The following is a 23,097-nucleotide window of genomic DNA, read 5'->3' on the forward strand; positions in this document are numbered from 1 at the left end:
GGGTTCCTTTATCTTATACGTATAAAAATACCGATTTGGTTCGTGCTTTTAAAGGAAAGTGGGTTAAAAAATGTTAACCCCTTTAAAATTTTTTTTAAGCGGTAACGTTTGTTAAAATTTGTTAAGGTGACGATGGGGTTATCTTAGAGGTTATTCTTGTGTTTTTATCCATTCATTGATGATGGTTTGGATGTCATCTTCATCCGGATAAGGGATACGTATATTGGGTTCGTTAAAGAGGTTTTGAGGGTTTTTGGGCTGTTTTTTGGGAGTCCTCCACGCGTGGATCATTTTCAATGTAGGCCGTTCTTCGGCTCTCCATACAAATCCCTCAAGCTGAGTGTTTTCCTCATTTAGCATATGCGGTGGGGTGAACGATGCATCGGGATTAACGGTGTGGTTTATTTTTGTCACATTGCCATTTTCGAAGTACATGAAAATTTTGCCACAAAGCAGGGAGTTGACACCTTGTAGTGTGGTGTCATTTTCCAAGGCAAAATAAAGGGATTCGCCATTGCCCTCCACTTCCAGTTTGTTCATATCCCCATCTTCAAAGAAGCCGATCATCTGGCGGCCCTTGATCTGGTTAAAATTGGCAATAGTGTCGGAAGTGATGGCGAAGGCATTGTCTTTCAGAAAAGCCCGGTCAATATCTTCATTGGCAATGAGAAAGTGGATGCTGTCAGCGGAAATTTGACTTTTATTGTTCCATAGCAAGGGATCGCCATAAAGGAAAATGGTGGAGTCGGCATACATGTACACCGTGGAGTCAGCCCTTCCTGACATTTCCCCTTTGATCATGCGGGTGTTTGGGTAGGCCAGCATGTGGCGGTTTGCAGCTGCCTCACTATCTTGGCTGATCAAAGTGTCTGCCGTCATGTACATGGTGTCCGCTTCAAAATATTTCTGCACCAAGGCATTACCAAAGACCTCCGAATACTTTTTTTCTTCCCAATACTTGCCTATATCCCCAAAAACTTCAATGTTTCGTTCTTTGTTAAAGATGCTGACATTGTCTTTTCCTTCGTAATATTTTTTGTTTTCATCATAAAAAAGTTCATCTCCTGAGACCTTGCTGGTTTCATTCTCCACATCGCCTTCGTAGAATCTAAATAGCTTGTTTTGGGTATCATAGAAGCTGCCTTTTTTGGCGTTGAGCTCATCGCCTTTTTCTGATCGGATATTGGTGATGCCTTCTGTTTCTGCAATTTTGGGTACAGTAAAATAGTAGAGGATATTTGACTTTAAGGTGTATTCTGGGTTGACCAAAATAACATTGTCCGTGAAGGTGATTTTTTCTTCTTGGGTTTCGTACCGTCCTTTTTGGCTGGTAAGTACATTGGTACTGTCCACCACTTTTCCGAAGTTAAAGTAGTCGGCCATCCCAGACTTTCTGTTGTAATCCAAAAAGTCGGTGTATAAGGTCGTTCCTGCTTTTACGAATACGACATCGTCCCGTAATTTGGCCAAGTAGTTGTTGCCATTGTAGTCTGCATAGAAACAGGTGATGGTGACGGTGTCTTTAGGGTTTTCTATTCGTACATTACCAAAAAGTTCGGACTTGTTGCCCTTTTGATCATAATAAGCCGAGTCACAATAGATGGTGAACTCCCTTTGCTTCATGATGATATTGCCATAAACTTTTTGTATTTGTGTGGCTTCGACCCTGTGGATGCTGTCAGCTTTGGTCAGGCCAAGAAAATCCCTTGATTGTTGTGCATTTGTGAGACGGGCAATGAAAAGCAAACAGCAAAATGTAAGTGTATATGTAAGGGTCTTTTGTAGCATTTGGATAGTTATCAACGACAAAATTAATCAAAAATGGTATTTTTGGGTTATGCTCGATCAGTTTATCAATCATATACGGACAAAAAATATTTTAGATACTTCTAAGCCCTATTTATTGGCGACGAGTGGAGGCGTGGATAGTGTGGCATTGGCCTGGTTGCTGAAAAAGGCAGGCGTGGGGCTCAGGATTGCACATTGCAATTTTGGGCTGCGAGGGACGGAAAGTGACGGGGATGAGGTGTTTGTGAGGGAACTGGCCGAAAAACTTGGCGTCCCTATTTCGGTTCGTCGGTTTGACACCAAGCGCTACGCTTCTGCTCATGGGATATCCACCCAAATGGCCGCCAGGGATTTGCGTTATACGTGGTTTGATTCGCTGAGGAAAGAGTATGCCCTCTGTGGGATTATTGTAGCGCATCATGCCGATGACCAACTGGAAACAATCCTGCTTAACCTGATGCGTGGAACGGGGATCGAAGGGGTGTATGGGATGGCCGAAATAAGGGAACATGTGATCAGGCCCTTGTTGCCCTTTACCCGTCGGCAGCTGGAAGTCTTTATGGCAGAAGAGCAGCTTTCATGGAGGGAGGACAGCTCAAATAGCCAAAGTGATTATAAGCGGAATTTCCTGCGAAATGAGGTGCTGCCACTGATGAAGTCACATGATGACCATGTGGAGGAGAAGCTTCACATGAGCTTTGAGAGGATTAAGGATACAGGCAAGGCATTCTTTTATTTGTATGGCGCGTGGAAGAAGCAGGCAGTCAAACAGGAAGGGAAGGTGTTTTTTCTGGAGAAGGCTTCGCTGGAGAACGTACCTGGAAAGTCCAGTTTGCTTTATTATTGGCTAAGGGATTATGGATTTAACGCTGCACAGGTAGATGATATGCTGGCAGTCCTTTGGTCGGCCGAGGTGGGGCAGCGATTTGAGTCAACGGATTTTATGGTGAATATAGACAGAGATCATTTGCTGTTGGGCCGGAAACAGGCTCCTTTTGTGGCCTTTGAGCTTGCCAAGACTGATTTGGAGCTTTCTTTTGAGGATAAAGTGTACGATGTGTTGGTGATGGGAGGAGATGTGCCGGTGGATGTGAAGAAAATAAATGCGATGCTGGACAGGAATAGCTTGGAATTTCCGCTGAAATTGAGAAAGTGGAAGGAAGGTGACCGATTCAGGCCTCTGGGAATGAAAAAGTTTAAGAAAATAAGTGATTTTTTAATAGATTTGAAAGTACCTGTAATTGTTAAAAATAACGTAAAGGTACTTTGCGATGCCAATGGGGAAGTGGTTTGGGTAGTGGGATACCGGGTGGATGATCGTTTTAAGATCACCTCCACAACCAAAGAGGTCTTGTATTTTAAGTTAAAATAATAATTCTATGCTTAATCCTTTTAAAAGGACTTACACGGAGGATGAATTAAAAGTTTTTGAGTTTTTAGCAAGGACTCAATTTTTTAATCACCTAAAATATGCTGAAATGTACCGGTTTCTTCCTGCGATCCATTATCGAAAATACAGCAAGGACGAAGTGGTGTTTTTCAGGAATGACCCCAGCCAAGCACTTTATATTGTAAAGGGAGGGATTGTGTCTTTGAATGTGGACATCAAGGAGAGTTTTGAAACCATCTTCAAAGTCCGGGAGGGGGTAGCTTTTGGTGAAAACTCCCTGCTGGACAATGCCAAGCGGATTTATACTGCTGTGGTAGAATCTGAAGAGGCAGCGCTGATGGTCATCCCCAACTATGCGATCAAAGAGATCTTTGACAGCTCACCCAAAGTAAAGGCCAAGATGCTCACTTCACTAGCAGCCTATTATGACAATAGGAATCATCAGCTTTTCTCTTCTTACCGCAATTCATTTGGTTTTTTCAACCTTAGCCAAATGTTTGAATGAGGTTTGAAGATTGAAGTCCGAAGAGGGAAGTGGGAAACAACCTCCAAACCATATAACTTTCAAACCTTATAACCTTCAAAGGCCTAAACTATCCCCAACTAATCAATTGATTGCTTTAAATAATAGCCATTCTTTAATATCTTAGCGGAGCTTTTAAAAAATCTACAAATTAATTAAACAAATCATAAATCATGACTAAAGTAACCGTAGTTGGAGCTGGTAATGTGGGCGCTACTTGTGCTGACGTATTGGCTTACAGAGAAATTGCTGAAGAGATCGTTTTGGTAGATATCAAAGAGGGTGTTGCCGAAGGTAAGGCACTTGATATTTGGCAGAAAGCTCCTATCAATGCTTATGACAGCAGAACAACAGGCAGCACAAATGATTACGCCAAAACAGCCGGGTCTGATGTTGTAGTGATCACTTCAGGATTGCCACGTAAGCCAGGTATGACCCGTGACGACCTGATCGAGACCAACGCAGGTATCGTAAAGTCTGTGACTGAAAATGTGGTGAAGCATTCTCCAGATGCCATCATCATCATCGTTTCCAATCCATTGGACGTGATGACTTATCAGGCACATATCACTTCTAAGCTTCCTCGCACCAAGGTAATCGGTATGGCTGGTATCCTGGATACTGCGCGTTACCGTGCGTTTTTGGCTGAAGCCCTTGATGTGTCGCCGAAAGAAATTCAGGCCATCCTGATGGGCGGTCATGGAGATACTATGGTGCCACTTCCTCGATATACTACAGTGGCAGGTATTCCTGTTACGGAGCTTATCGAAAAAGACAAGCTTGATGCGATCATCGAAAGAACGAAATTTGGTGGCGGTGAGCTGGTGAAGCTGATGGGTACTTCTGCATGGTATGCGCCAGGTTCTGCTGCTGCTCAGATGGTAGAGGCAATCCTTAAAAACCAACGAAGAGTATTCCCTGTTTGTGTGAAGCTGGACGGTGAATACGGTATTGACGATTGCTACTTGGGTGTTCCTGTAATCCTAGGCAAAAACGGTATCGAAAAAGTGATCGAACTCGACTTGAATGATGACGAAAAAGCCCTTCTGGAAACTTCCAGAAAGCATGTGAAAGAAGTGATGGCCGTACTGGATAGTGTCGGTTCCAAATAAACACGTTCTGCGCAGCATGAATTAGTTAATAAAATCCCGGCAAGTGCCGGGATTTTTGTTTTTTTAACGCCCTATTTATTTGTAAGAACATTTTCATGTCTTTATTTTACATCAATAAGTAAACAACATTTTCCCGGTTGAGTATGCTAAAGCGTTTATTAGTAATCCTGTTGGCCCTTGTGATTGGTTTGGCCGGTTATCTTTTCTATACTTCCAGGGCATTTACAGGGGAGTTGGATGCCATTGATTTGGTGTCCGATGATGCCATTTTTGTTTTTGAAACCAAGGAGCCCGTAAAAGTCTGGAACCAATTGGTAAGCCAACCCATTTGGCAGCGCTTGTCTATCGTGCCGTCGCTGAAAGATGTAGAGAATCAGCTGGTAGTCCTGGATAGCCTCACAGGAAGGGGCGGGAAGCTGGAGAGTACCCTTAGCGGGAATAAATTTATCGTTTCACTGCATCCAACGGCTAAGTCGGAGTTTGATTTTTTGTTCTTGGTGGCGTTTGAGGATAAAAATCAGGACCAATTTATCCAGTCCATAAGTGATAAAGTGGATCCCGGACAGATCCAGTCAAGGAGCCACAGCGGCGAGACGATCTATGAGTATAAAGGCCCTGACCGAAATACTACACTATCCTATGCGATGCTGGAAAATGTGGTGGTGGCCAGTTATAATTCTTTCTTGATAGAAGAGGCCATTCGGTATGTGCATTCGGATCAGCTGAAGAGCTTTAAAGATGCGTATAAGGAGCTATATGCTTCCCAAAATGAATCGAAGGATGGCTTGGGCATCTTTAGGCTTGGCAGTGCGGGCGTTTCCAGTTTTATGAATGGAATAGCCCAAAAAGAACAGCTGGATTTTTCCAATAACTTTTCACAGCACCGTTTGTCTGCAAATTTGGAATTGAAGTTTGCCGAGAGCAAGATTTTCTTGGATGGATTTACGTTTTATGAAGACGGTAATGAAGTGGATTTTTCCAATGACAAGAAAGGAGGAGGAAGTCTATTCAGTAATTTTATTTCCAATAGGACCGCGGTTTATTTTCAGTACAACGTAAATGAAATCAGTCAGATATCGCAAATTGGAAATGCCGCTTTTGAGCCAAAGAATACCCTGATGGGAGAAGTGGACAAAAACCTGAAGCAACAGGGCTTTTTGGATAACCTTAGTGGTGAGGTAGGCTATATGGTCATGGAGAAACTACCTAATGCGGATACAGACAAGGTGCTGATCCTAAAGGCAACAGATCCTGAAAAGGGAATGGACATGTTGAAGCGATTTACGCTAAACCTTAACCAAGGAGACTCCTCCAAATTACTGAGTGACCATTATAAGGATCAAGAGTTGTTTTTGATCAACCAACCTGAGTTTCCTGCCCATTTGTTTAATGGCCAGTTTTTGGGGTTTTCACATACCTATATCACCCAATACCAAGATATGCTCGTCATGGGAAATACCATGAAGGCCATAAAGATATTTGTAGATGATATTTACAATGACAATACTTGGGGCAGGTCCCTGAACCAACGTCGTTTTCTGGAGGGAGTGTCCAAAAATGCTGGGTTTAATTTTATCATTAACATTCCCCGTTTTTGGAATACACTTTTGGAAACGAGCTCAGCGCATTGGAAGGGACTGTTTCAGAAGTACGCTCCGCAGTTAAAGTCCATTGACCTGATGGCGCTACAGCTGAGTGAGATCGGAGACGAGCAATATGTCAATTTAGAACTTGGCTATAACCTGAAGCCCATAAAATCAGTGAAGGACATTGTCCTGACCGAAAGCATGGGGCTGGAATTTAACGAAGTCCTGACCTATGGGCCCAAAACACTTGAAAACTTCAATGATAAAAGTACCGATTTTGTGGTTCAGGATGCTTCGAATGTGATTCATTTTTTCAATGACGAAGGAGAGCGCATATTTAACAAGCAAGTGGAAGGCAAGGTCAAAGGGGATGTTTTTCAGATTGACTATTATAAAAATGGAAAACTGCAACTGGTCTTTGCAACGGAGAGCATGATCTATGCATTTGACCGCTTAGGGACCGCTTTGCCAGCTTATCCGATCAGGTTGCCCCAGCAAGAAGCAGTGACGCACATGAGTTTGGTGGATTATAACCATACGCGTGATTACCGGTATTTTGTCTCCACGACCAATGGAGACCTTTATATATTCGATAAGCGCGGCAATAACCTGGAAGGTTGGACACCGCGAGGCACTTCTGGAGCATTGGCGTCACCTCCTGCACACCACCGTCTTTCCGGAGTCGGGGATTATATGATTGCGCTCAATAGGAATGGCGAATTATATATCATGAACAGAAGAGGTGAACTTCAGACAGGCACTCCGATCAACCTCGGCGAAGGAGTGGCAAGTGATTATGCATTGATTCAGCGTGGAGACAAAGGGGATACCCAAATCGTCACCGTGACGGCCGATGGCGAAGTCATCCGCGTCAACTTTCGGGGAGAACTGACCTTCCGTGATCAACTGCTAAGGCCTGACAGGAACACAAGGTTTTCGCTGGTCAAAGACCAATTGGGTGACCGCTATTATTTTGTGGTGCAGGAATACAATAAAATCACCGTACTGGACAGTGAGCTTGAAGTTGTATTTGAGAAAAATATGATTTCCGAAAACTTGGACTATCAGTTTTTCAGCTTTGGTGGTGACAAAAATATTTTTGTGGTGATCGACCGGGTGCAGGAATTTATATTCTTATACAATCTGGATGGAGAGCTGCTGAATACCAGACCGCTTGGAGGCAGCCATAAAGTGGAAATCAAATACTCAGGGAGTAAAAATGAATATACCATCTATGCTATCCACCAAAATCAATTTTCAGCCTATAAGCTTCCGCTGTGATCGTTGGGGTGTTATCCTTGTAAATGTGTAGTTTTGCGAAGAATAAAAAAAGACTAATCATGGCGTCGCGATTTAGATTGATTTTACTTGGACTGGCTCTTTTGGTGAGTAACTGTCTTTTTGGATTTGCTGGAGGAATCGATGAGGATTTTCCCCAAATTCAAGATACTGCTTCCTATGTGAACCTGTCCACTCCCTATACCACTACGCTTACTTTTTTCCTGAACTTGGAAGAAAAGAATTTTAAACCGGAAAATGCTGCGAAAACCCTGGGGGGGGATTTGACTCCCGAGCAAGCCAGGAAACAGGTCGTTAAGCTCAAACAGGTTTTTGATGGACAAGGGGTTTTTGTGGATGTCGAGCAAGTGCCAAATGAGGCAAATTATGCGGATTCTACCAGAAGCTATCAGGCCAAATACTTTTTTAATAATAATAGGCTGCCGAAGATATTCTTGGAGAAGACGGGAGACAAATGGAAGTTTTCCAGTTATACCGTTTCTCAGATCAATGAACTTCATAAAGAAACTTATCCGTACGGCACCGCCAAGCTGCTGAACCTGTTGCCAAAAATCGGCCAGCAGGTTTATCTCGGATTGCACTTGTGGCAATTATGTGGAATATTTTTGTTGGTGCTTTTTGTCTTTACGGCGCATAAGCTGTTTACTTTCATAGTAGATCGGGGAATGTTTCATGTCTCCAAAAAACTCGGTTATAAGCAAGTAGCTGAGACGTATCTTCTACCTGTCGCGCGCGTGATCAGTATCTATTTTGTGGTGTTGTTGGTGGATATATTCATCCGTGTATTGCAGCTGCCGATAGAGGTGGTTTCTTGGATAGTGATCATGCTGAATGCCGTCAAGCCGCTTATCATTACCATCGTCTTTTATAAACTGGCGGATTTATTGTCGGCATATTTCGAAAGACAAGCAGACAAAACCGAATCCAATTTGGACGACCAGTTGGTGCCATTGGTTAGGAAGACACTGAAGGCCTTTATCATTATAGTAGGCTCGCTGTTTATTTTGAAAGATGGCTTGCAAGTAGATATTTGGCCTTTTTTGACGGGGCTATCCATCGGTGGTCTGGCATTTGCCTTGGCCGCGCAGGATACCATCAAAAACTTCTTTGGGTCGGTAATGATTTTTATCGACAAGCCTTTTCAGGTGGGGGATTGGATCACCAGTGGTGATGTGGATGGTACAGTGGAAGAAGTAGGTTTTCGATCTACGCGAGTACGGACATTCAGAAATTCCCTGATGTACATTCCTAATGGCCGTATTGCTGATGCGACGATCGATAACCATGGTTTGCGGCAATACCGAAGGTTTTATACGACCATCACCATTACTTATGGTACACCTCCCGAACTTATCGACGTGTTTGTAGAGGGGTTGAGGGAAATTGTGAAAAGCCATCCTTTGACCAGAAAGGACTATTATAATGTGTACTTTAATAATATGTCGGCCTATAGCCTGGATATCATGTTTTATGTGTTTTTTGAAGTGCCCACGTGGGGGGACGAACTACAGGGCAGGCATGAAATTTTGATCAAGATCGTTAAGCTAGCAAACGAACTGGGCGTGAATTTCGCATTCCCTACCCAGACCTTGCACATGGAGACATTCCCGGAGAAGGAAGGGCTATCGCCGATCTATGAAGATAATGCGGAGGCATACAAGCAGCGATTGGATGCCTTTGTACAGCGGGAAATGAAAAGATAGGAGCTCTTAGGAGCTGGATTTAAAGAATCGGCCGATTCCCCAAATGCTCACCGCCAAGAGCGTTATAAACAGCATTAACTGCAAGGTGTCAGTCCTGTTTTCCAAGGCTTCTGAAAGCGAATTGGCAGCCAGCCCGATGCCAAATGCCATTAGCGTCCGGGGAAGCATGCCCAAAAAACCGTAAATCAAGATGTTTTTCCAGCCCGCTTTGATCATGGCAAAGAGGATATTGGATAAGGCAAAAGGAATGATTGGGCTGATCCTGGTGAAGAAGATAAGGGTTCCCATTCTGTCACGGTTTTTCTGGAAGAGGGCTTTGGCCTTAGGGTAATTGCCCAAGAGGGCTTCAAAACTGTTCTTGTCCAAGCTCAATCCAATAAAATAACCCAATAAACTGGCCAAAGAATAGGCCATGATGACCGCTGGAAACATTGCCCATCCCCACCAATACCCGGTAAGAATGGCCAATACGGTCGTAGGACATAGCGCCAATCCCATCAAAAAAGTGCCTGAAACGATCACGATTAGATAAAGCGTTGGATAAATTTTATCGGAAATTCCCGGATAACTGTAGACATAGCTGGCCAATACCAAGCTGCCTACGGCAGGAACGGCCATTACCCAAATGACAGCAATGGCCATCAGCGGATTTTGTCGATAAAGGGAGGCAAGATGGGGTAAGAAGGGAGACTTTTGTGCCATGGCTGGATATAATCTGACCCGAAAATAGGTAAAATTATTTGGTTCTAACTGGGATAGGGATCACCGTGCTAACTCACCCCGCGGAAGTTCAAGTATTTTTCAGGTTTTATGGGTCTGGATAAGAGGAAATTTATTTTCTTTGGTTTACGTTCATGTGCCTAAAAGAAATAAACGATAGCAATATGAAATTCGGAACCAAAGTTATTCATGCCGGGGTAGCGCCAGACCCCACCACAGGAGCGATCATGACCCCTATTTTTCAAACATCCACTTATGTACAGAAGTCCCCTGGACAGCATAAGGGGTTTGAATACTCCAGAACTCACAATCCCACCCGCGATGCCCTCCAGAAGAGCATCGCCGCGCTTGAAAATGGCAAGCATGGGCTCTGTTTTTCCTCAGGAATGGGAGCGATAGATGCGGTCATCAAACTGCTCAGCCCTGGCGACGAAGTGATCAGTACCAACGACCTCTATGGTGGCACGTACCGTATATTTACAAAAGTCTTTGCCAAGTATGGCATTAAGTTTCACTTTGTGTCTATGGACGATCCCACTTCCATCGAGAAGTACATCAATGATAAAACGCGATTGATCTGGGCCGAAACCCCTACCAATCCGATGATGAACATTATCGATATCAAAGCTTTGGCAAAAATAGCTGATAAGCATGATCTGTTGCTTGGAGTGGACAACACGTTTGCGACGCCATATCTGCAAAACCCGTTGGAGTTGGGAGCTGATTTGGTGATGCATTCTGTGACCAAGTACCTGGCAGGCCACTCTGATGTGGTAATGGGTGCCTTGGTTGTCAATGACGATCGGTTGGCAGGAGATCTTGGGTTTATCCAAAACTCCTGTGGTGCCACTCCTGGCCCCCAAGATTGCTTCTTGGTGTTGCGAGGGATCAAGACGCTGCACTTGCGCATGGAGCGGCATTGTCAAAATGGTAAGACCATCGCAAGTTATCTGCGACACCATCCCAAAGTGGACAAGGTGTATTGGCCGGGATTTGAGGATCATCCGAATCATGACATTGCCGCTGGTCAAATGCGGGATTTTGGAGGGATGATCAGCTTTTCCATCGTTGGGAATAAGCAGGAAGATGCCATGAAGGTACTGGAAAACCTACACTATTTTTCCCTTGCAGAATCTTTGGGAGGGGTGGAGTCCCTTTGTGGCCATCCTGCATCCATGACCCATGCGAGTATTCCCAAAGCAGAAAGGGAGAAAGTGGGATTGACAGACTCTTTGATTCGCTTAAGTGTAGGGGTGGAGGATGCTGAAGATCTTAAAAATGACCTGTCGGAGGCATTGGATTTGATTTAAGTTCCTATCCCAAAATATCGGAAAATAGGTGTTGACATTGGCTGACTGCTTTGGCGGTCAGCTTTTTTTTGTTGCTTTTTAGTTTCTTCAGGAGTGATTGATATTTTTTGGAAGGTATATTTTCTGCTTTCGAAAGGCTAAAGGTGAGGTGCTGAAGAAAGAGATGGTTTTGGTACCACTTGTACAGCAACTGGCTGAGGTCATTCATGCAGGTATGGATGGGGTCCGTAAAAGTGGGGTTTAAACCTGATACCATACGGATATTTTCCAAGCTGATAATTAGCTGCAGGCCTTCGTAAATGTCCTTGATTTCTTTTGCTTCTAGCTGTTGTTCACTGTCAAATTTAAAAAAAGCCAGTTCCTCGTTGATCAGTTGGGTGGTAGCGGTGTTGATCTGAAGCGGCCGGAGTTGCTTGCTGTGGTCAAATGCCTGTTTGTAAAGTTCTTCCCAGATGTTAGTAGGAGTGGCTAAAATCTCATCGTATGCGGTGGCATAAATGCCATCCCTGTCCTTCCACAACTTTTTTTTGTAACTGGCAAATTGAATTCCAGTGCTTTCTGTCTCTTCCTCCAATGCCTGCGTCACCAGCTTGATGTGTAAAACTTTCTTGAGGCTCTTAAAAAGGGCTTTATATGGGCCAAAAAGGGTGAACTTAAGCTTTTCTTCCTTAAAGTGAATTCGGCTTATTAGCTCAATATAAATTTCGAGGAAAATCAACTTTTCTTCCAGCTCCACGGCCTTTTTGGACTTAAAGAACTTGGCCAAATCGGTGAATAGCTTTTTTGCCAACGTGTAATGTTGGTCAAATGATTGGAAAACGGGGGAGACGTTTTGAACCTGCATGGGCGTTTAGTTTATACGTACAAGGGTAGCACCATATCCAAAGCGGTTCTTTTGGGTATCTTGAAAGTACTTAATATTTTCCAATTGGCTGAGGTATTTGTGGATTTCTTTCCGCAGAATGCCATTGCCTATGCCATGGATAAATGAAATTTCGTCCATTCCTGAAGCGATGGCATAGTTTAAATTCCTCTCAAAGGTCTCCATCTGAAGTCGTAGCATTTCGCTGTTGCTCATGAATTCATGGTCATCTGCCAGTTTTTCGATATGCAGGTCAATTTCCTTTTCGGGACGCTTGAATTGTTTTTCTACGGATTTTGGCTCAGATTCTTTGTTCAGTTCTTGGTTGAGCTGGTTGATGTCCAGTGATTTGGTCTGCTGGTCCAGCGGGAACAGATAACTTTTCTTGCCCGTAACCGGTGCGGTCTGTTGGCTCTTGAAAAAAGAGGAGGCTTTAAATTTCACCTTCTTTTCAAAAGCCAGCATGGTCTTTTCGGCTTTGTGGTTTATGGGGATAAAGCGAAAAAAGAGTTCTGGCCATTTTTCAAACTGGGGAATGGCTTTTTCGTCTATTTTTTGACTGGTCTTGGCGGAGAAATTTCCCGAGGCCAAGGTCCTGGAGTTATCACCAAAGACCTCAGAAGCCATAAAAAGGTAATCCTTATCCGTATTATTGATCAAGTGGACACTGAGGTCTTTGTCGTTTAGTGGGACATAGCTGATATACAGCCCTGTCTGGGTCTGATGGCTTTTGACAGAAGCAAGGGGTTCTGCATTGGAAGGGGTACTGGTTTTCTCTTCGCCAAAATACGCTTTCTCAGTTTGATGGATGACGACCACCTCGTTTTTCATGGCGGGAATTTTAAACCCATCCTCTATTTCGATTTCGATCCTTCCGTTTCCGGATATTTTGGTGATCGTACCTTCTTCATTTCCGTGCAGCAGCCGCACCTTATCGCCGATGTTCATTTGTCCAATGCTGATTTATACGTTTTTAGTGCCCTTTCGCGGGCTTTTTTGTGATCTACCATGGGGGATGGATATTGGTCGGAGCCAAATTCCTTCACCCATTTTTTAATGTATTTGAGGTCTTTGTCAAACTTCTTTACTTGGGATTCTGGGTTAAAGATCCTGAAGTATGGCTGGGCATCGGTGCCTGTTCCTGCGGCCCATTGCCAGTTGCCATTGTTGGACGCCAGTTCATAGTCCAGCAATTTTTTCGCAAAATACGCTTCTCCCCAACGCCAGTCAATTAAAAGATGCTTTGTTAAGAAACTCGCGGTAATCATTCTTACCCGATTGTGCATGTGTCCGGTGGTGTTGAGTTCCCTCATACCTGCATCTACGATAGGATAGCCCGTATTTCCTTTGCACCATTTCTCGAATTCTTTTTCATCGTTACGCCAAGGGATTTTGTCGTATTTTGTCTTGAAGGATTCAGTGACTACTTGAGGGGTATGAAACAGAATCATCATAAAGAACTCCCGCCAGATCAATTCGCTCAAATAGGTTTCGTTTAGCTTTTCAGCTTCCAAGGCAAGTTTTCTGACGCTGATCGTACCAAACCGCAAGTGGATCCCAAGGTGTGATGTCTTGTCCTGCGCTGGGAAATCCCGCGTTTCATCATACTTTCGGATGATAGGCTTGTTGATTTCCAAAGGTGGAATGGCAATGTCGGATTTGGTGAACCCCAGCTCCTTGAGCGTAGGGAAATCGAAAGGGTCGGTTTGGTGCAACTGCTTGAGGTTGGGTTCAAGCAGTGTTGGGGGATTTGCCTTGAATTTTTTTAACCAAGTATTTTTATAAGGTGTATAGACTTTATAAAAATCCCCACTTTCATTAAGTATTTCGTTTTTTTCGTAGATGACTTGGTCCTTGAAATCCAAAAAGTCAATGTTACGTTCCTTTAGCAATTCGCTGATTTCCTGATCTCTAGCAATGGCGTATGGCTCATAATCCCTGTTAGTATAGACCGCGGAGATAGCGTGTTGCTCCACCAGCTGCTTGAAAATGGCCAATGGATTGCCGATTTTTATCAAAAGCGATGATCCCTTGGCTTGAAGCTGCTCATGTAGTCCCTTAAGTTGGCGGTGAATAAACGTTACCCGAGCATCCGTTTTGTCTTCCAGTTCGTCCAGGATATCGGTGTCAAAAATAAATAGCGGCAACACATTTTTTTCATTCTGACAGGCATAAAACAATCCCGTGTTATCGTCGAGTCGCAGGTCTCTCCGCATCCAAAAAAGCGTGATATTTTTCATTTGTCTCTAGGGTTTAGGTATCCGAAGGCGATGAGGTGCCAAAGATGTCGGTGCATGTTACATTCCCCTTTACAACCTAAAATATTCCTTAATTGTTTGGCTGTTTTTCAATGTACTGCTCTTCGGGTTTGGTCTCGATGATGTTTATTTTTAGGGAGTCGGAAGGAGTATTGGGCATTTCCGAATCGGGCAGCTTGTTTTCTTCCTGGTAATTTTCTCTGAGGAAATCATCCGAATCGTTAATGAGCAGCCTTTCCTTTTTCTTCTTTTTGCCAAGGTTTTGGAAGAGTTCTTTGAATGAACTGAAGAGGAGTGTCTGGGAAAGGGATACACCATAGGTGTTGACCCGTTCGGCAAGCTGGAGAGATGTGAAGGTGTTAAAGTTGTTGCGGTTATAAATGCGAATGCGATAGCGGCCATCATCGGTAATGAGGTATTCGGCCTGCCAGTCCCCGGCGATACTTCCCAGGTCTGCATTTCCTTGGGGATCGGTGAAGCTCCCGTCCCTGCTAACACGCAGCCTGCCATCCAAAAAGGTATAGGCGACGCTCAGCTGAAAGGTCTCCAAGGCCGTTTCATCCAGGGAGGCCAGGTCGATGTTGATTTCCAGGTTTTGGTCCACTTGGGAGATCAGCGCATTCAGCTGAGAGGATACCAGCTGGCTGAGATTAGAAAAGCCTATTCCGGCACTATTAAACTGCCCTTCCGGAGAGAATCTCCGCAGCATGATAAGTGAGAATACTTGCCTGTTTTTTTCCTGCTCGTCATTGGCGATGCGATTTTTAAAGGCCGATATGGTCGTCTGGGCTTCACCGTCCGGGAATTCGGAAAAGTCAAAGTCAAAGTTGATTTCCGGTGACATCAGTGGCCCGTCCAAGTCCATGATCACCTGGACAGGATATCTTCTGTACAGCTGCGCATCTTCAAACTCTGAGGAAGTTTGGCTGTTTTGCAAACTGGTGAGCGAAACGTTTTCCTTATAAGTAGCCGTGATGTCCATTATTCCCTCATAGGGATCGCCAAACCATGATATCCTACCGCCCGGTTGAATGTTGAACTGTCGATTGATAATGTTGTAGAGGGAGAAGTTGTACTTGGCATCGACGATTTCATAATTTCCGGTCATGTTAAAATTGCCTTGAGTATCAATGTTCAGCGTGAGGTTTCCCCGTCCCCGCCCTTGGATGTTTTCACCCGTCCGTGGGTCTATTTGTATTTCGGCGTACGCATCGGGAGTGATGTCCAGTACGAAATTCATCCGGACATTCTTGATTTCCAGTTTTTCCACCGCCTCCTCGATGCTGATCTCCCTTGTGGTGTCGCGGACATTGATGATGTTGATAAACTCTTCCTGAGCTTGGTTTTCGGTAGCGCCCAAAGGGATGAAGATTTCCGTTTTTGGCTGTGTGGTAGCTTTTGCGGTGATGTCCAGGTTTTGGGCAGCGCCAAAAATATCCAAGGTGCCACTGGCAAAGGCCGTCCCATAAAAAAGGCTATTGTCCTCAAGGGAAGTGTTCAGCACCTGGAAGTTGTTTAGGTTCGATGAGATGTCCAAAATGAAATTACTGAAGCCATCATGGGCAATACCTCCTGTCATTCGCGCCGTGTTTCCTTGGGGATCTGCGATGTTAAGGCCTTTAAAACTTATTTCATTAGGGGTGAAGTTGATGTTGCCATCTACGGTATAGTGTGTATTAAGGTAATTGACAAGCACGGTGCCACCGGTAAGCGTGCCGAGTCCTTGTACGATGGGCTGGCCCACTGTTCCTGATACATCGATGTCCCCAGAGACTGTCCCGCCAAATTCCGTCAGGTAGTCTGAGAGAAAAGGCTCCAAGATGTCAAGCTTGGTTTTGCTGAAATCCCCTTTCAGCGACAATTGGTCGTTTTGGGTATTGATAAAGCCGGTGACTTCAATGTTTTTTTGTGCTTCTCGTGTATTGGTCAGGCTGAGGTTGATCTTGTCGTTTTCAAAATAAGTGGCTGCCTCCATATTTCCGATTAGGAAGTTATTGACCGACAAGCTGTCCAAGGTCAGGCTTCCATATGCCCCGGTTTTTTGCATAAAATTGTTGAAGGCAAAGATCCCATTAGCCGTACCACTGTACGTTCTGGTCGCAAAAGTATTGATGAAATCAAGGTTGACATCGTTCATCTCAAAGCTCAGGATTTCGTCTGGGTTTTCGTTGATTCGTCCATTGAGGGCTAGAAACTGTCCGTTGTTGGAAAGCCTTAGGTTGTCCACGTCAATTCTGTCCTGGGAAATAATGATGGAGTTTTCAGGGTCAAACTCCCAATAATTGTCCAATATCTTGATGTTGGAAGGTGCAAAGACAATAGAAGTTTGGTCCTTTGATAGCTCAATTTGGCTCTCTATCTGCGCATAACTGTTGGTTTTCAGTTGATCTATGCCCACATTAAAATCAATGGCAGACTCATCCCAGATAGCTTCCATACTGAGGTTGTTAAAGACAATATCCGAGGTCAGTTGTTGCTCTTTGGAGTTGATATAACAGGCCGCCAACACTTCCCTTGAATTCTTGATTTTGGCCGTGTTAAAATCCAGGTCATTCTGGAGGAAGAGCTTGTCGTGATACCGGATGGTGTCAATGCCCGCATAAAAGTTAAAGATGGTATTTTCGGAGGTCTGGTAAAAGGCTCCTTCCACTGAGGTATTTTTGGAAATGTAAAGGGAAGGTTCGAAGAGCTGCAGGATGGGGTTGATGTCATGCAGGCTCATGTTGATGTCGATATTGTATTGGTTGGGACCGTCGCTGCGTTCATCGGATTTGTCCAATTCCGAATTGGTGAGAATGTCCGCATAGTCCCTGAGCAAATGCTGAATATCACCAGCGACTTCCTTCGCTTTGAAATTCCCTGAAATATTGGCCACCAGCAAGTCAGAATTTAGGGAGATCATTCTGGTTTCGTCCGCAAAGACCGATTGGAAGAAGAAGTTGTCTATGTTGAAGTTTCGACCTTGGTGGCTTATCAGTAAGTCCCTGAACCGGGCGATACCTTCCACTTTGTCCAGATCAGTACCTTTCGTGTCCAGCTCGACCCCACCACTGACGAAGTATTCTTCTTCGGTAAAGTTCAGTTGTTGGAGAAATGCAGTGTCCACTTGCATGTTAAGCCTTGCAGAGTCTATGGCGTTTCTCAGGTCCAGTGTGCCATTGACCTTCATCTTGAGATTAGGGTCATTGATGGCCAGTCGGCCACGGAACAAATCTTTACCAAAGGTGGCGTTGGTGGTGATGCCTTTATAGTTGTATTGATTGATACCGATGCTATTTACCTTGGCGTCAAGGTTTACAAGTATGGACTCCAGTTTCGTGCCACTTCCACGGATGTCCCCGCTAAGGGATACTTTTTGATAGGTTTTTCGATCATTGAGGAGGATGCCCAAGTCCAGCGCTTTGACCGAGAGCTGGCCATAGTACCTGGGCTGCTTTTCTTCTACCAGGTAATCCAACCTGCCGGAAATATTACCTATGGCTGTCCTGAACTCACCAGTGGTCCTAAAGCGTGATAGGTAACCGGAGAAATCAGTGTCAAAGTGAATGTCCTTGAATTTGGCGATTTCCTGCCGGGTTTTTATGTCCAGGTAAGGCGATAGGTCTTCACTGGTGAGCATGGAGTTGACCAGGGAAAGCTGGAAGAAAGTACTGTCAATTTTGGGAAGTCCGTCGATTTGAAACTGACCAAACAAGGCACTTCTTCTGCCAAATCGGATCAGAAGCTCTTCGGATTGCAGGTCACTGACCTTCCCGGAGACATCCCCGCTCAGGAAAATCCTATCGTCAAAATCAGGTAAATTATCGGTGAAGTATTTCAGGTCTTTGATGTCCAGTACAGCTTCGTCCAGGCTGGCATCAATGGTCACTTGGTTATTGAAATCACTCAAGGAACCGACACTGTCGTAGCTGAATTTCAGGTAATTTTTGACCACTGTCTGGTTGGATTTGAAAAAAAGGTCTTCAAATTCCATGTCGGTTTTAGAATAAGAAAACCGGGTGAGGAGCTGTTGGATTTCCACGCCAGAGTTGGCTTCCAATCCTCTCAGGTACCTGATGTCAAGGGAGATTTCCCCATCCTTTGACAGGAAATCTCTTGCTCCACCTACGAGGTTGCGAAAGCGGAGCCGGGTATAGTCAAAGCCATTTTCTATGGGGTCCTTCCTGAAGTCCATAATGTCCAATGAAACTTTTTCGAAGGACATCCTGCTGATGGAAAACTGACTATTGCTTTCATCCGTTTTTTTCTTTTTAGGAGCAAAAAGGCTGTTCAGTTCATTGATGAAATGGGAGATATTGGGTAGCCGTTTGCCATGATGTGTCAAAAAACGGAGCTGTCCACCTTTTAGTTGGATTTCATCGATACCGGGCTGGTCAGGATCCAGTATAGTGGAGGGTGAAAAATCCACGTACACACTTTCCAGGTTGGCCATAAGGCTGTCCTGCGGATCACGGACGGTCAATCCCTTTACACTCAGTGCATCCCACCAGCGGACATGGACATTTTGGATGGTGGTCTCGAAGCCGGTCCGTTCGCTGAGCTGCTGCGCCAAAAACTGGGAAGCAATGGTTTGGATGAAAGGGATGTGCAAAGAACCTGCTACAAGCAAAAACAAGATGAGGAGATAAACGAGAACTTTTAGTATCCTTCTGATGGTTTTCTTCAGGAATAAATTAAAGAAAACATAGGGAACGGACAAGATGCGTGATGCTCCCCCCCATGCTTTCTGCAAAAATTCCGTAACTTTCGATTTCTTTTCCAAAGGATTATGAAGAATATTAATATACTCGCTATAGAGTCCTCCTGTGATGAGACCTCCGCCTCCATTATATCTGATGGCAAAATACTTAATAATATTGTCGCCACGCAATCCGTACACGAAAAATATGGAGGGGTAGTTCCTGAGTTGGCCTCCAGGGCTCATCAGCAGCACCTTATCCCGGTCATTCATGAGGCTATTTCCACTGCTGGCATATCACGGGAAGACCTTTCGGCAGTGGCGTTCACTCGCGGGCCTGGATTGATGGGGTCTTTGATGGTCGGGGTGTCTTTTGCAAAGTCCTTCGCGTATTCGCTTGGTATTCCATTGATCGATGTAAACCATATGCAGGCGCATATTTTGGCCCACTTTATTGATGAGCCAACGCCGTCCTTTCCGTTCATTTGCCTGACCGTGAGTGGTGGACATACGCAGTTGGTTCTGGTGAAGGATTATTTAGAAATGGAAGTGATCGGAGAAACACTGGATGATGCAGTAGGGGAAGCTTTTGACAAGACCGCCAAGCTGCTGGGACTGCCCTATCCGGGAGGACCACTGGTGGACAAATATGCCAAAGAGGGAAGCCCTGATGCTTTTCAGTTTCCATTGTCTGAAATGCCTGGGCTCAATTATTCCTTTAGTGGCATAAAAACTGCGGTGCTTTATTTTCTGCGGGATCGGCTAAAAGAGGATGCGGAATTTATCGATAAAAACTTGGCAGACATCTGCGCCTCGGTTCAGTTTACCCTTATCAAAATGCTGATGCAAAAGCTTAAAAGAGCAGCAAGAGAGCATAAGGTAAAGGAAATAGCCATAGCGGGAGGCGTTTCTGCCAATTCCGGGCTGCGGTCAGCACTGACAAGCCTTGCCGATGAGTTGGGATGGGGCGTTTACGTGCCGAAGTTTGAGTATTGTACCGATAATGCTGCCATGATCGCCATGGCAGCGCATTATAAGTTCTTGAAAGGGGAGTTTTGTGGTCTCGATGTGAGTCCTGTAGCCAAGATGAAGATTTGAGGCAAGTAGTGTAGGAGTTATGTAATCAGTGAAGAAATGAAAAAAGATAATAGATTTAGTAAAATAGTAAATATCAAAAATCGGAAAGCCAGTTTTGAGTACGAGTTTTTGGACAAATATATCGCTGGGATTTCCCTTAAAGGAACAGAGATCAAGTCTATCCGTGAAGGAAAAGTCTCTCTGAAAGAAGCCTATTGTTATTTTAAAAGAGGGGAATTGTTTATCAAACAAATGCATATTTCACCCTATACACAGGCCGCTCACTTTAACCATGATGCGGTAAGGGAGCGCAAACTGTTGTTAAATCGAAAGGAGCTTGATAAATTAGAAAGTAAATTGACCGAAAAAGGGCTTGCTATAATTCCTGTTCGTATATTTATCAATGACAGGGGCTTAGCAAAAGTAGAGATAGCTCTTGGTAGGGGTAAAAAACTACACGACAAACGTCAGGATATTAAAAAGAAAGATGCAAAACGAGAACTTGACCGAATGGCCTATTGAACATCAATTTGGAATTTGCCGAATGAGCTTGATGAGCGTGTATCTGGAGCCATCACGGGGTATTGGCTTGATCACGCAACTGCTATTTGGCGAGACCTATGAAGTGCTGGGGGTAACTGGGGACGAAAAATGGTTGAAAGTGAAGACTGCTGAAGGGGCATCCACCGGGTGGATACTCAGGGCACAGCACTATAGCATCAGTGAAGAAGATTATGATTTTTATAATCACGAGGATTATCAAGTGGTCACCTCGCCCGTTTCCACCGTGAAATACCAAGGAGAGGAGATTTATATTTTAGCCGGTAGCCATCTTCATATAGGATCAAGTGAACTTTTTGATATGGGAGGGCAAATGGGATTTAAAGGAAATGCCCGCCATGTCAAGCAGAAGGCTACCCGCGAGGAGCTTGTTTCTCTGGCCAAGTTATTTATGCATGTGCCCTTTCTGTCCGGCGGAAGGGGCTTTTTTGGTATTGGGGCTGGAAGTTTTATTCAATTGGCTTATAAGATGGCCGGTTATAAACTTCCAAAATTTATATCGAAACTTACCGAAGTCGGGAAAAGCATTGCTGAAGAGAATATTCAACTTGGAGATATTGTAATATTTGGAAATAACAAAGATATTCCTCATCATGCAGGAATATATGTGGGTGAAAACCAGGTGATTCATGTGTGGGGATTGGTGAGATTGGATAAAATCAAGCTCGATGGCTCCATAATGGCAAGAAACAATTCGCCCTTATATAGGGTTTTGGATATCAGGAGTTTGTTATAAAAAATGGAAAAGAAGGTACTTGTGCTAAACCTGGATCATACGCCAATCGCTGTAGTGAATGTTCAGAAAGCGATGATTCTCACGCTATTGGAAAAAGTGAGTGTGCTAGCGGATTATCCTTTGCTGAGCATTCGTACCATAGACAGGGAGTTTAAGTATCCGGCAGTGGTGCGTTTGGATGAGTACAAAAATGTTCCCTATCGGGGTGTTTTGCTGACCCGCAGCAACCTTTTCAGACGTGATGATAACGAATGCCAATACTGTGGATCTCCCAAGCACCTGACGGTAGATCATGTAGTTCCCCGTTCGAAAGGCGGCAAAAGCAGTTGGACCAACCTGATCACGGCCTGCCACCGGTGCAATGTCCAAAAGGGGGACAAAACCCCCGAGGAAGTAGGGATGTTGATGCGTAAGAAGCCTTTTAAGCCCACTTTAGCCTATTTTTTGACAGAATATGCAGAGCGAAATGCAGCGGAATGGATACCGTTTTTAAGTGTCAAGGCCGTACAGACAGGGTGAAAACTTAGAATACTGAATACCCTAGGATGAATGAAATGGCGTTATAGTAGGAATAAGGGATTTCTTCGAATACTAGCCCTCTTTTCATTAGGTATCTTGTTTCTATGCTTACTTTATCTTGGTATTTATACCCCAATCCGATGGCAAAACTGCTTTTCGATAATTTATAGTCATAAGTATTAATTATACTATCATCCTTACGCTTGGCTACAATCGAGGAATTGAAGCCTAGGTCGATCACCAACGCCGCATTGATATATAATTTTGATTTTTCATGAAGAAATAGATAGTGGCGCAGTCCCATGGGGATTTCGATTGAGTTATATTCCACATCTCTGGTCAGAATGCCTGCAGAAACATTAGTGCTTTCGATAGTTGTTGTTTCTTTAAACTGACGAAATGTCGGTTCGAAGAAGATTGACCATTTTCTATTATTGCCAGGCATAATATATTCAAGTTCCAGCCCAAGAGCTGCTGAAAGATGATTGTTAATATTGTTTTCTTTTAAATGGGAATCGTTTACCACTTTAAGGTTTGCAATATCCATACGTGGCCGTATGGTAAGGTTGAAATCACCGGATTGCCGATTTTCTTGATAAACATTCCTTAGCTCATTGTTCCGGTTATTGTAATGCTTAAAGTAATTTGTTAAGTCTTTGTTTCTGTAGTCGATACCCTCAAGCTCCTTTGGGGTGATTTCAGGATAGTTTACCTCGCTCCATAGCTGCTGTCTAAATCTGCTGTTAGTTCCTATTTTAGTTTCTTTGCCTGACTTGGATGGTTGGTTTTGAAACCTGAATTTTTTGTAGATTAGCTGTTTTATGGTATCGTTATCAACACTGTAAAAGTATCTCCGGATATTGCTGTCCTCAAAATATAACAAGTTTGCTTTTCCCTCTACCAGTAATTCTAAAAACAACCGTTCCTTTTTAAATAAAGGTGCGCGGGAGGCACTTAGAGAGGATATGTTGTCAC

At 44.1% G+C, this 23,097-nt stretch carries 17 protein-coding genes; 10 read left to right on the top strand and 7 right to left on the bottom strand.

The features are described from left to right. Positions 1 to 150 precede the first annotated feature (150 nt). Complete coding sequence (locus tag FDP09_RS09395; RefSeq protein WP_137402420.1) at positions 151 to 1,788, bottom strand: OstA-like protein; 1,638 nt, start codon at positions 1,786 to 1,788, stop codon at positions 151 to 153. Between the two features lie 49 nt (positions 1,789 to 1,837). Between FDP09_RS09395 and tilS the strand changes: the two genes are divergently transcribed. From tilS to FDP09_RS09420, 5 genes are all read left to right on the top strand, one after another. Then, positions 1,838 to 3,160 (top strand): tRNA lysidine(34) synthetase TilS, encoded by a 1,323-nt coding sequence (tilS, locus tag FDP09_RS09400; RefSeq protein ID WP_137402421.1) that lies wholly within the window; start codon positions 1,838 to 1,840, stop codon positions 3,158 to 3,160. Positions 3,161 to 3,167: 7 nt separating this feature from the next. Continuing rightward, entirely contained in the window at positions 3,168 to 3,683 is a 516-nt protein-coding gene (locus tag FDP09_RS09405) for a Crp/Fnr family transcriptional regulator (RefSeq protein ID WP_137402422.1), read from the top strand. Positions 3,684 to 3,874: 191 nt separating this feature from the next. Further along, complete coding sequence (mdh, locus tag FDP09_RS09410) at positions 3,875 to 4,813, top strand: malate dehydrogenase (RefSeq protein ID WP_137402423.1); 939 nt, start codon at positions 3,875 to 3,877, stop codon at positions 4,811 to 4,813. Between the two features lie 143 nt (positions 4,814 to 4,956). Beyond that, complete coding sequence (locus FDP09_RS09415) at positions 4,957 to 7,680, top strand: NHL repeat-containing protein (RefSeq protein ID WP_137402424.1); 2,724 nt, start codon at positions 4,957 to 4,959, stop codon at positions 7,678 to 7,680. Positions 7,681 to 7,739: 59 nt separating this feature from the next. Next, a complete protein-coding gene (locus FDP09_RS09420) occupies positions 7,740 to 9,401 on the top strand; it encodes a mechanosensitive ion channel family protein (RefSeq protein ID WP_137402425.1) in 1,662 nt (553 codons plus the stop codon). Positions 9,402 to 9,407: 6 nt separating this feature from the next. On the opposite strand, the gene FDP09_RS09425 is transcribed toward FDP09_RS09420, so the two are convergent. Continuing rightward, positions 9,408 to 10,103: a TVP38/TMEM64 family protein gene (locus FDP09_RS09425; RefSeq protein ID WP_137402426.1), complete on the bottom strand. Its 696-nt coding sequence runs from the start codon at positions 10,101 to 10,103 to the stop codon at positions 9,408 to 9,410. 182 nt (positions 10,104 to 10,285) lie between these two features. Here FDP09_RS09425 and FDP09_RS09430 point away from each other — a divergent pair, with 182 nt between their 5' ends. Further along, the gene (locus tag FDP09_RS09430; protein ID WP_137402427.1) at positions 10,286 to 11,431 is read left to right on the top strand and encodes a trans-sulfuration enzyme family protein; all 1,146 of its coding nucleotides are present in this window, start codon (positions 10,286 to 10,288) and stop codon (positions 11,429 to 11,431) included. Positions 11,432 to 11,435: 4 nt separating this feature from the next. Here FDP09_RS09430 and FDP09_RS09435 read toward each other — a convergent pair whose 3' ends face one another. From FDP09_RS09435 to FDP09_RS09450, 4 genes are all read right to left on the bottom strand, one after another. Beyond that, positions 11,436 to 12,275: a hypothetical protein gene (locus FDP09_RS09435; RefSeq protein ID WP_137402428.1), complete on the bottom strand. Its 840-nt coding sequence runs from the start codon at positions 12,273 to 12,275 to the stop codon at positions 11,436 to 11,438. Between the two features lie 6 nt (positions 12,276 to 12,281). Further along, positions 12,282 to 13,241, bottom strand: a complete 960-nt coding sequence (locus tag FDP09_RS09440; protein ID WP_137402429.1) for a Smr/MutS family protein — start codon at positions 13,239 to 13,241, stop codon at positions 12,282 to 12,284. Next, entirely contained in the window at positions 13,238 to 14,533 is a 1,296-nt protein-coding gene (locus FDP09_RS09445; protein ID WP_137402430.1) for a cryptochrome/photolyase family protein, read from the bottom strand. The genes FDP09_RS09440 and FDP09_RS09445 overlap by 4 nt, the downstream gene beginning before the upstream one ends. An 88-nt stretch (positions 14,534 to 14,621) precedes the next feature. Next, positions 14,622 to 19,313 carry a translocation/assembly module TamB domain-containing protein gene (locus FDP09_RS09450; protein WP_137402431.1) on the bottom strand — a complete coding sequence of 1,564 codons (4,692 nt, stop codon included), beginning with the start codon at positions 19,311 to 19,313 and terminating at the stop codon, positions 14,622 to 14,624. 6 nt (positions 19,314 to 19,319) lie between these two features. Between FDP09_RS09450 and tsaD the strand changes: the two genes are divergently transcribed. The 4 genes from tsaD to FDP09_RS09470 are packed head-to-tail and all read left to right on the top strand — an operon-like array spanning position 19,320 to position 22,122. Continuing rightward, positions 19,320 to 20,327, top strand: a complete 1,008-nt coding sequence (tsaD, locus tag FDP09_RS09455) for a tRNA (adenosine(37)-N6)-threonylcarbamoyltransferase complex transferase subunit TsaD (RefSeq protein ID WP_137402432.1) — start codon at positions 19,320 to 19,322, stop codon at positions 20,325 to 20,327. A gap of 36 nt (positions 20,328 to 20,363) precedes the next feature. Beyond that, a complete protein-coding gene (gene smpB, locus FDP09_RS09460; protein WP_137402433.1) occupies positions 20,364 to 20,828 on the top strand; it encodes an SsrA-binding protein SmpB in 465 nt (154 codons plus the stop codon). Continuing rightward, positions 20,794 to 21,603: a C40 family peptidase gene (locus FDP09_RS09465; protein ID WP_137402434.1), complete on the top strand. Its 810-nt coding sequence runs from the start codon at positions 20,794 to 20,796 to the stop codon at positions 21,601 to 21,603. Before smpB ends, FDP09_RS09465 begins: the two co-directional genes overlap by 35 nt. A 3-nt stretch (positions 21,604 to 21,606) precedes the next feature. Then, positions 21,607 to 22,122 carry an HNH endonuclease gene (locus FDP09_RS09470; RefSeq protein ID WP_137402435.1) on the top strand — a complete coding sequence of 172 codons (516 nt, stop codon included), beginning with the start codon at positions 21,607 to 21,609 and terminating at the stop codon, positions 22,120 to 22,122. Between the two features lie 4 nt (positions 22,123 to 22,126). Here FDP09_RS09470 and FDP09_RS09475 read toward each other — a convergent pair whose 3' ends face one another. Beyond that, on the bottom strand, positions 22,127 to 23,041 hold the full coding sequence (locus FDP09_RS09475; protein WP_137402436.1) for a hypothetical protein: 915 nt from the start codon (positions 23,039 to 23,041) through the stop codon (positions 22,127 to 22,129). Positions 23,042 to 23,097 lie beyond the last annotated feature (56 nt).

The organism is Echinicola rosea, from assembly GCF_005281475.1.
In the GTDB taxonomy this organism is placed as follows: domain Bacteria; phylum Bacteroidota; class Bacteroidia; order Cytophagales; family Cyclobacteriaceae; genus Echinicola; species Echinicola rosea.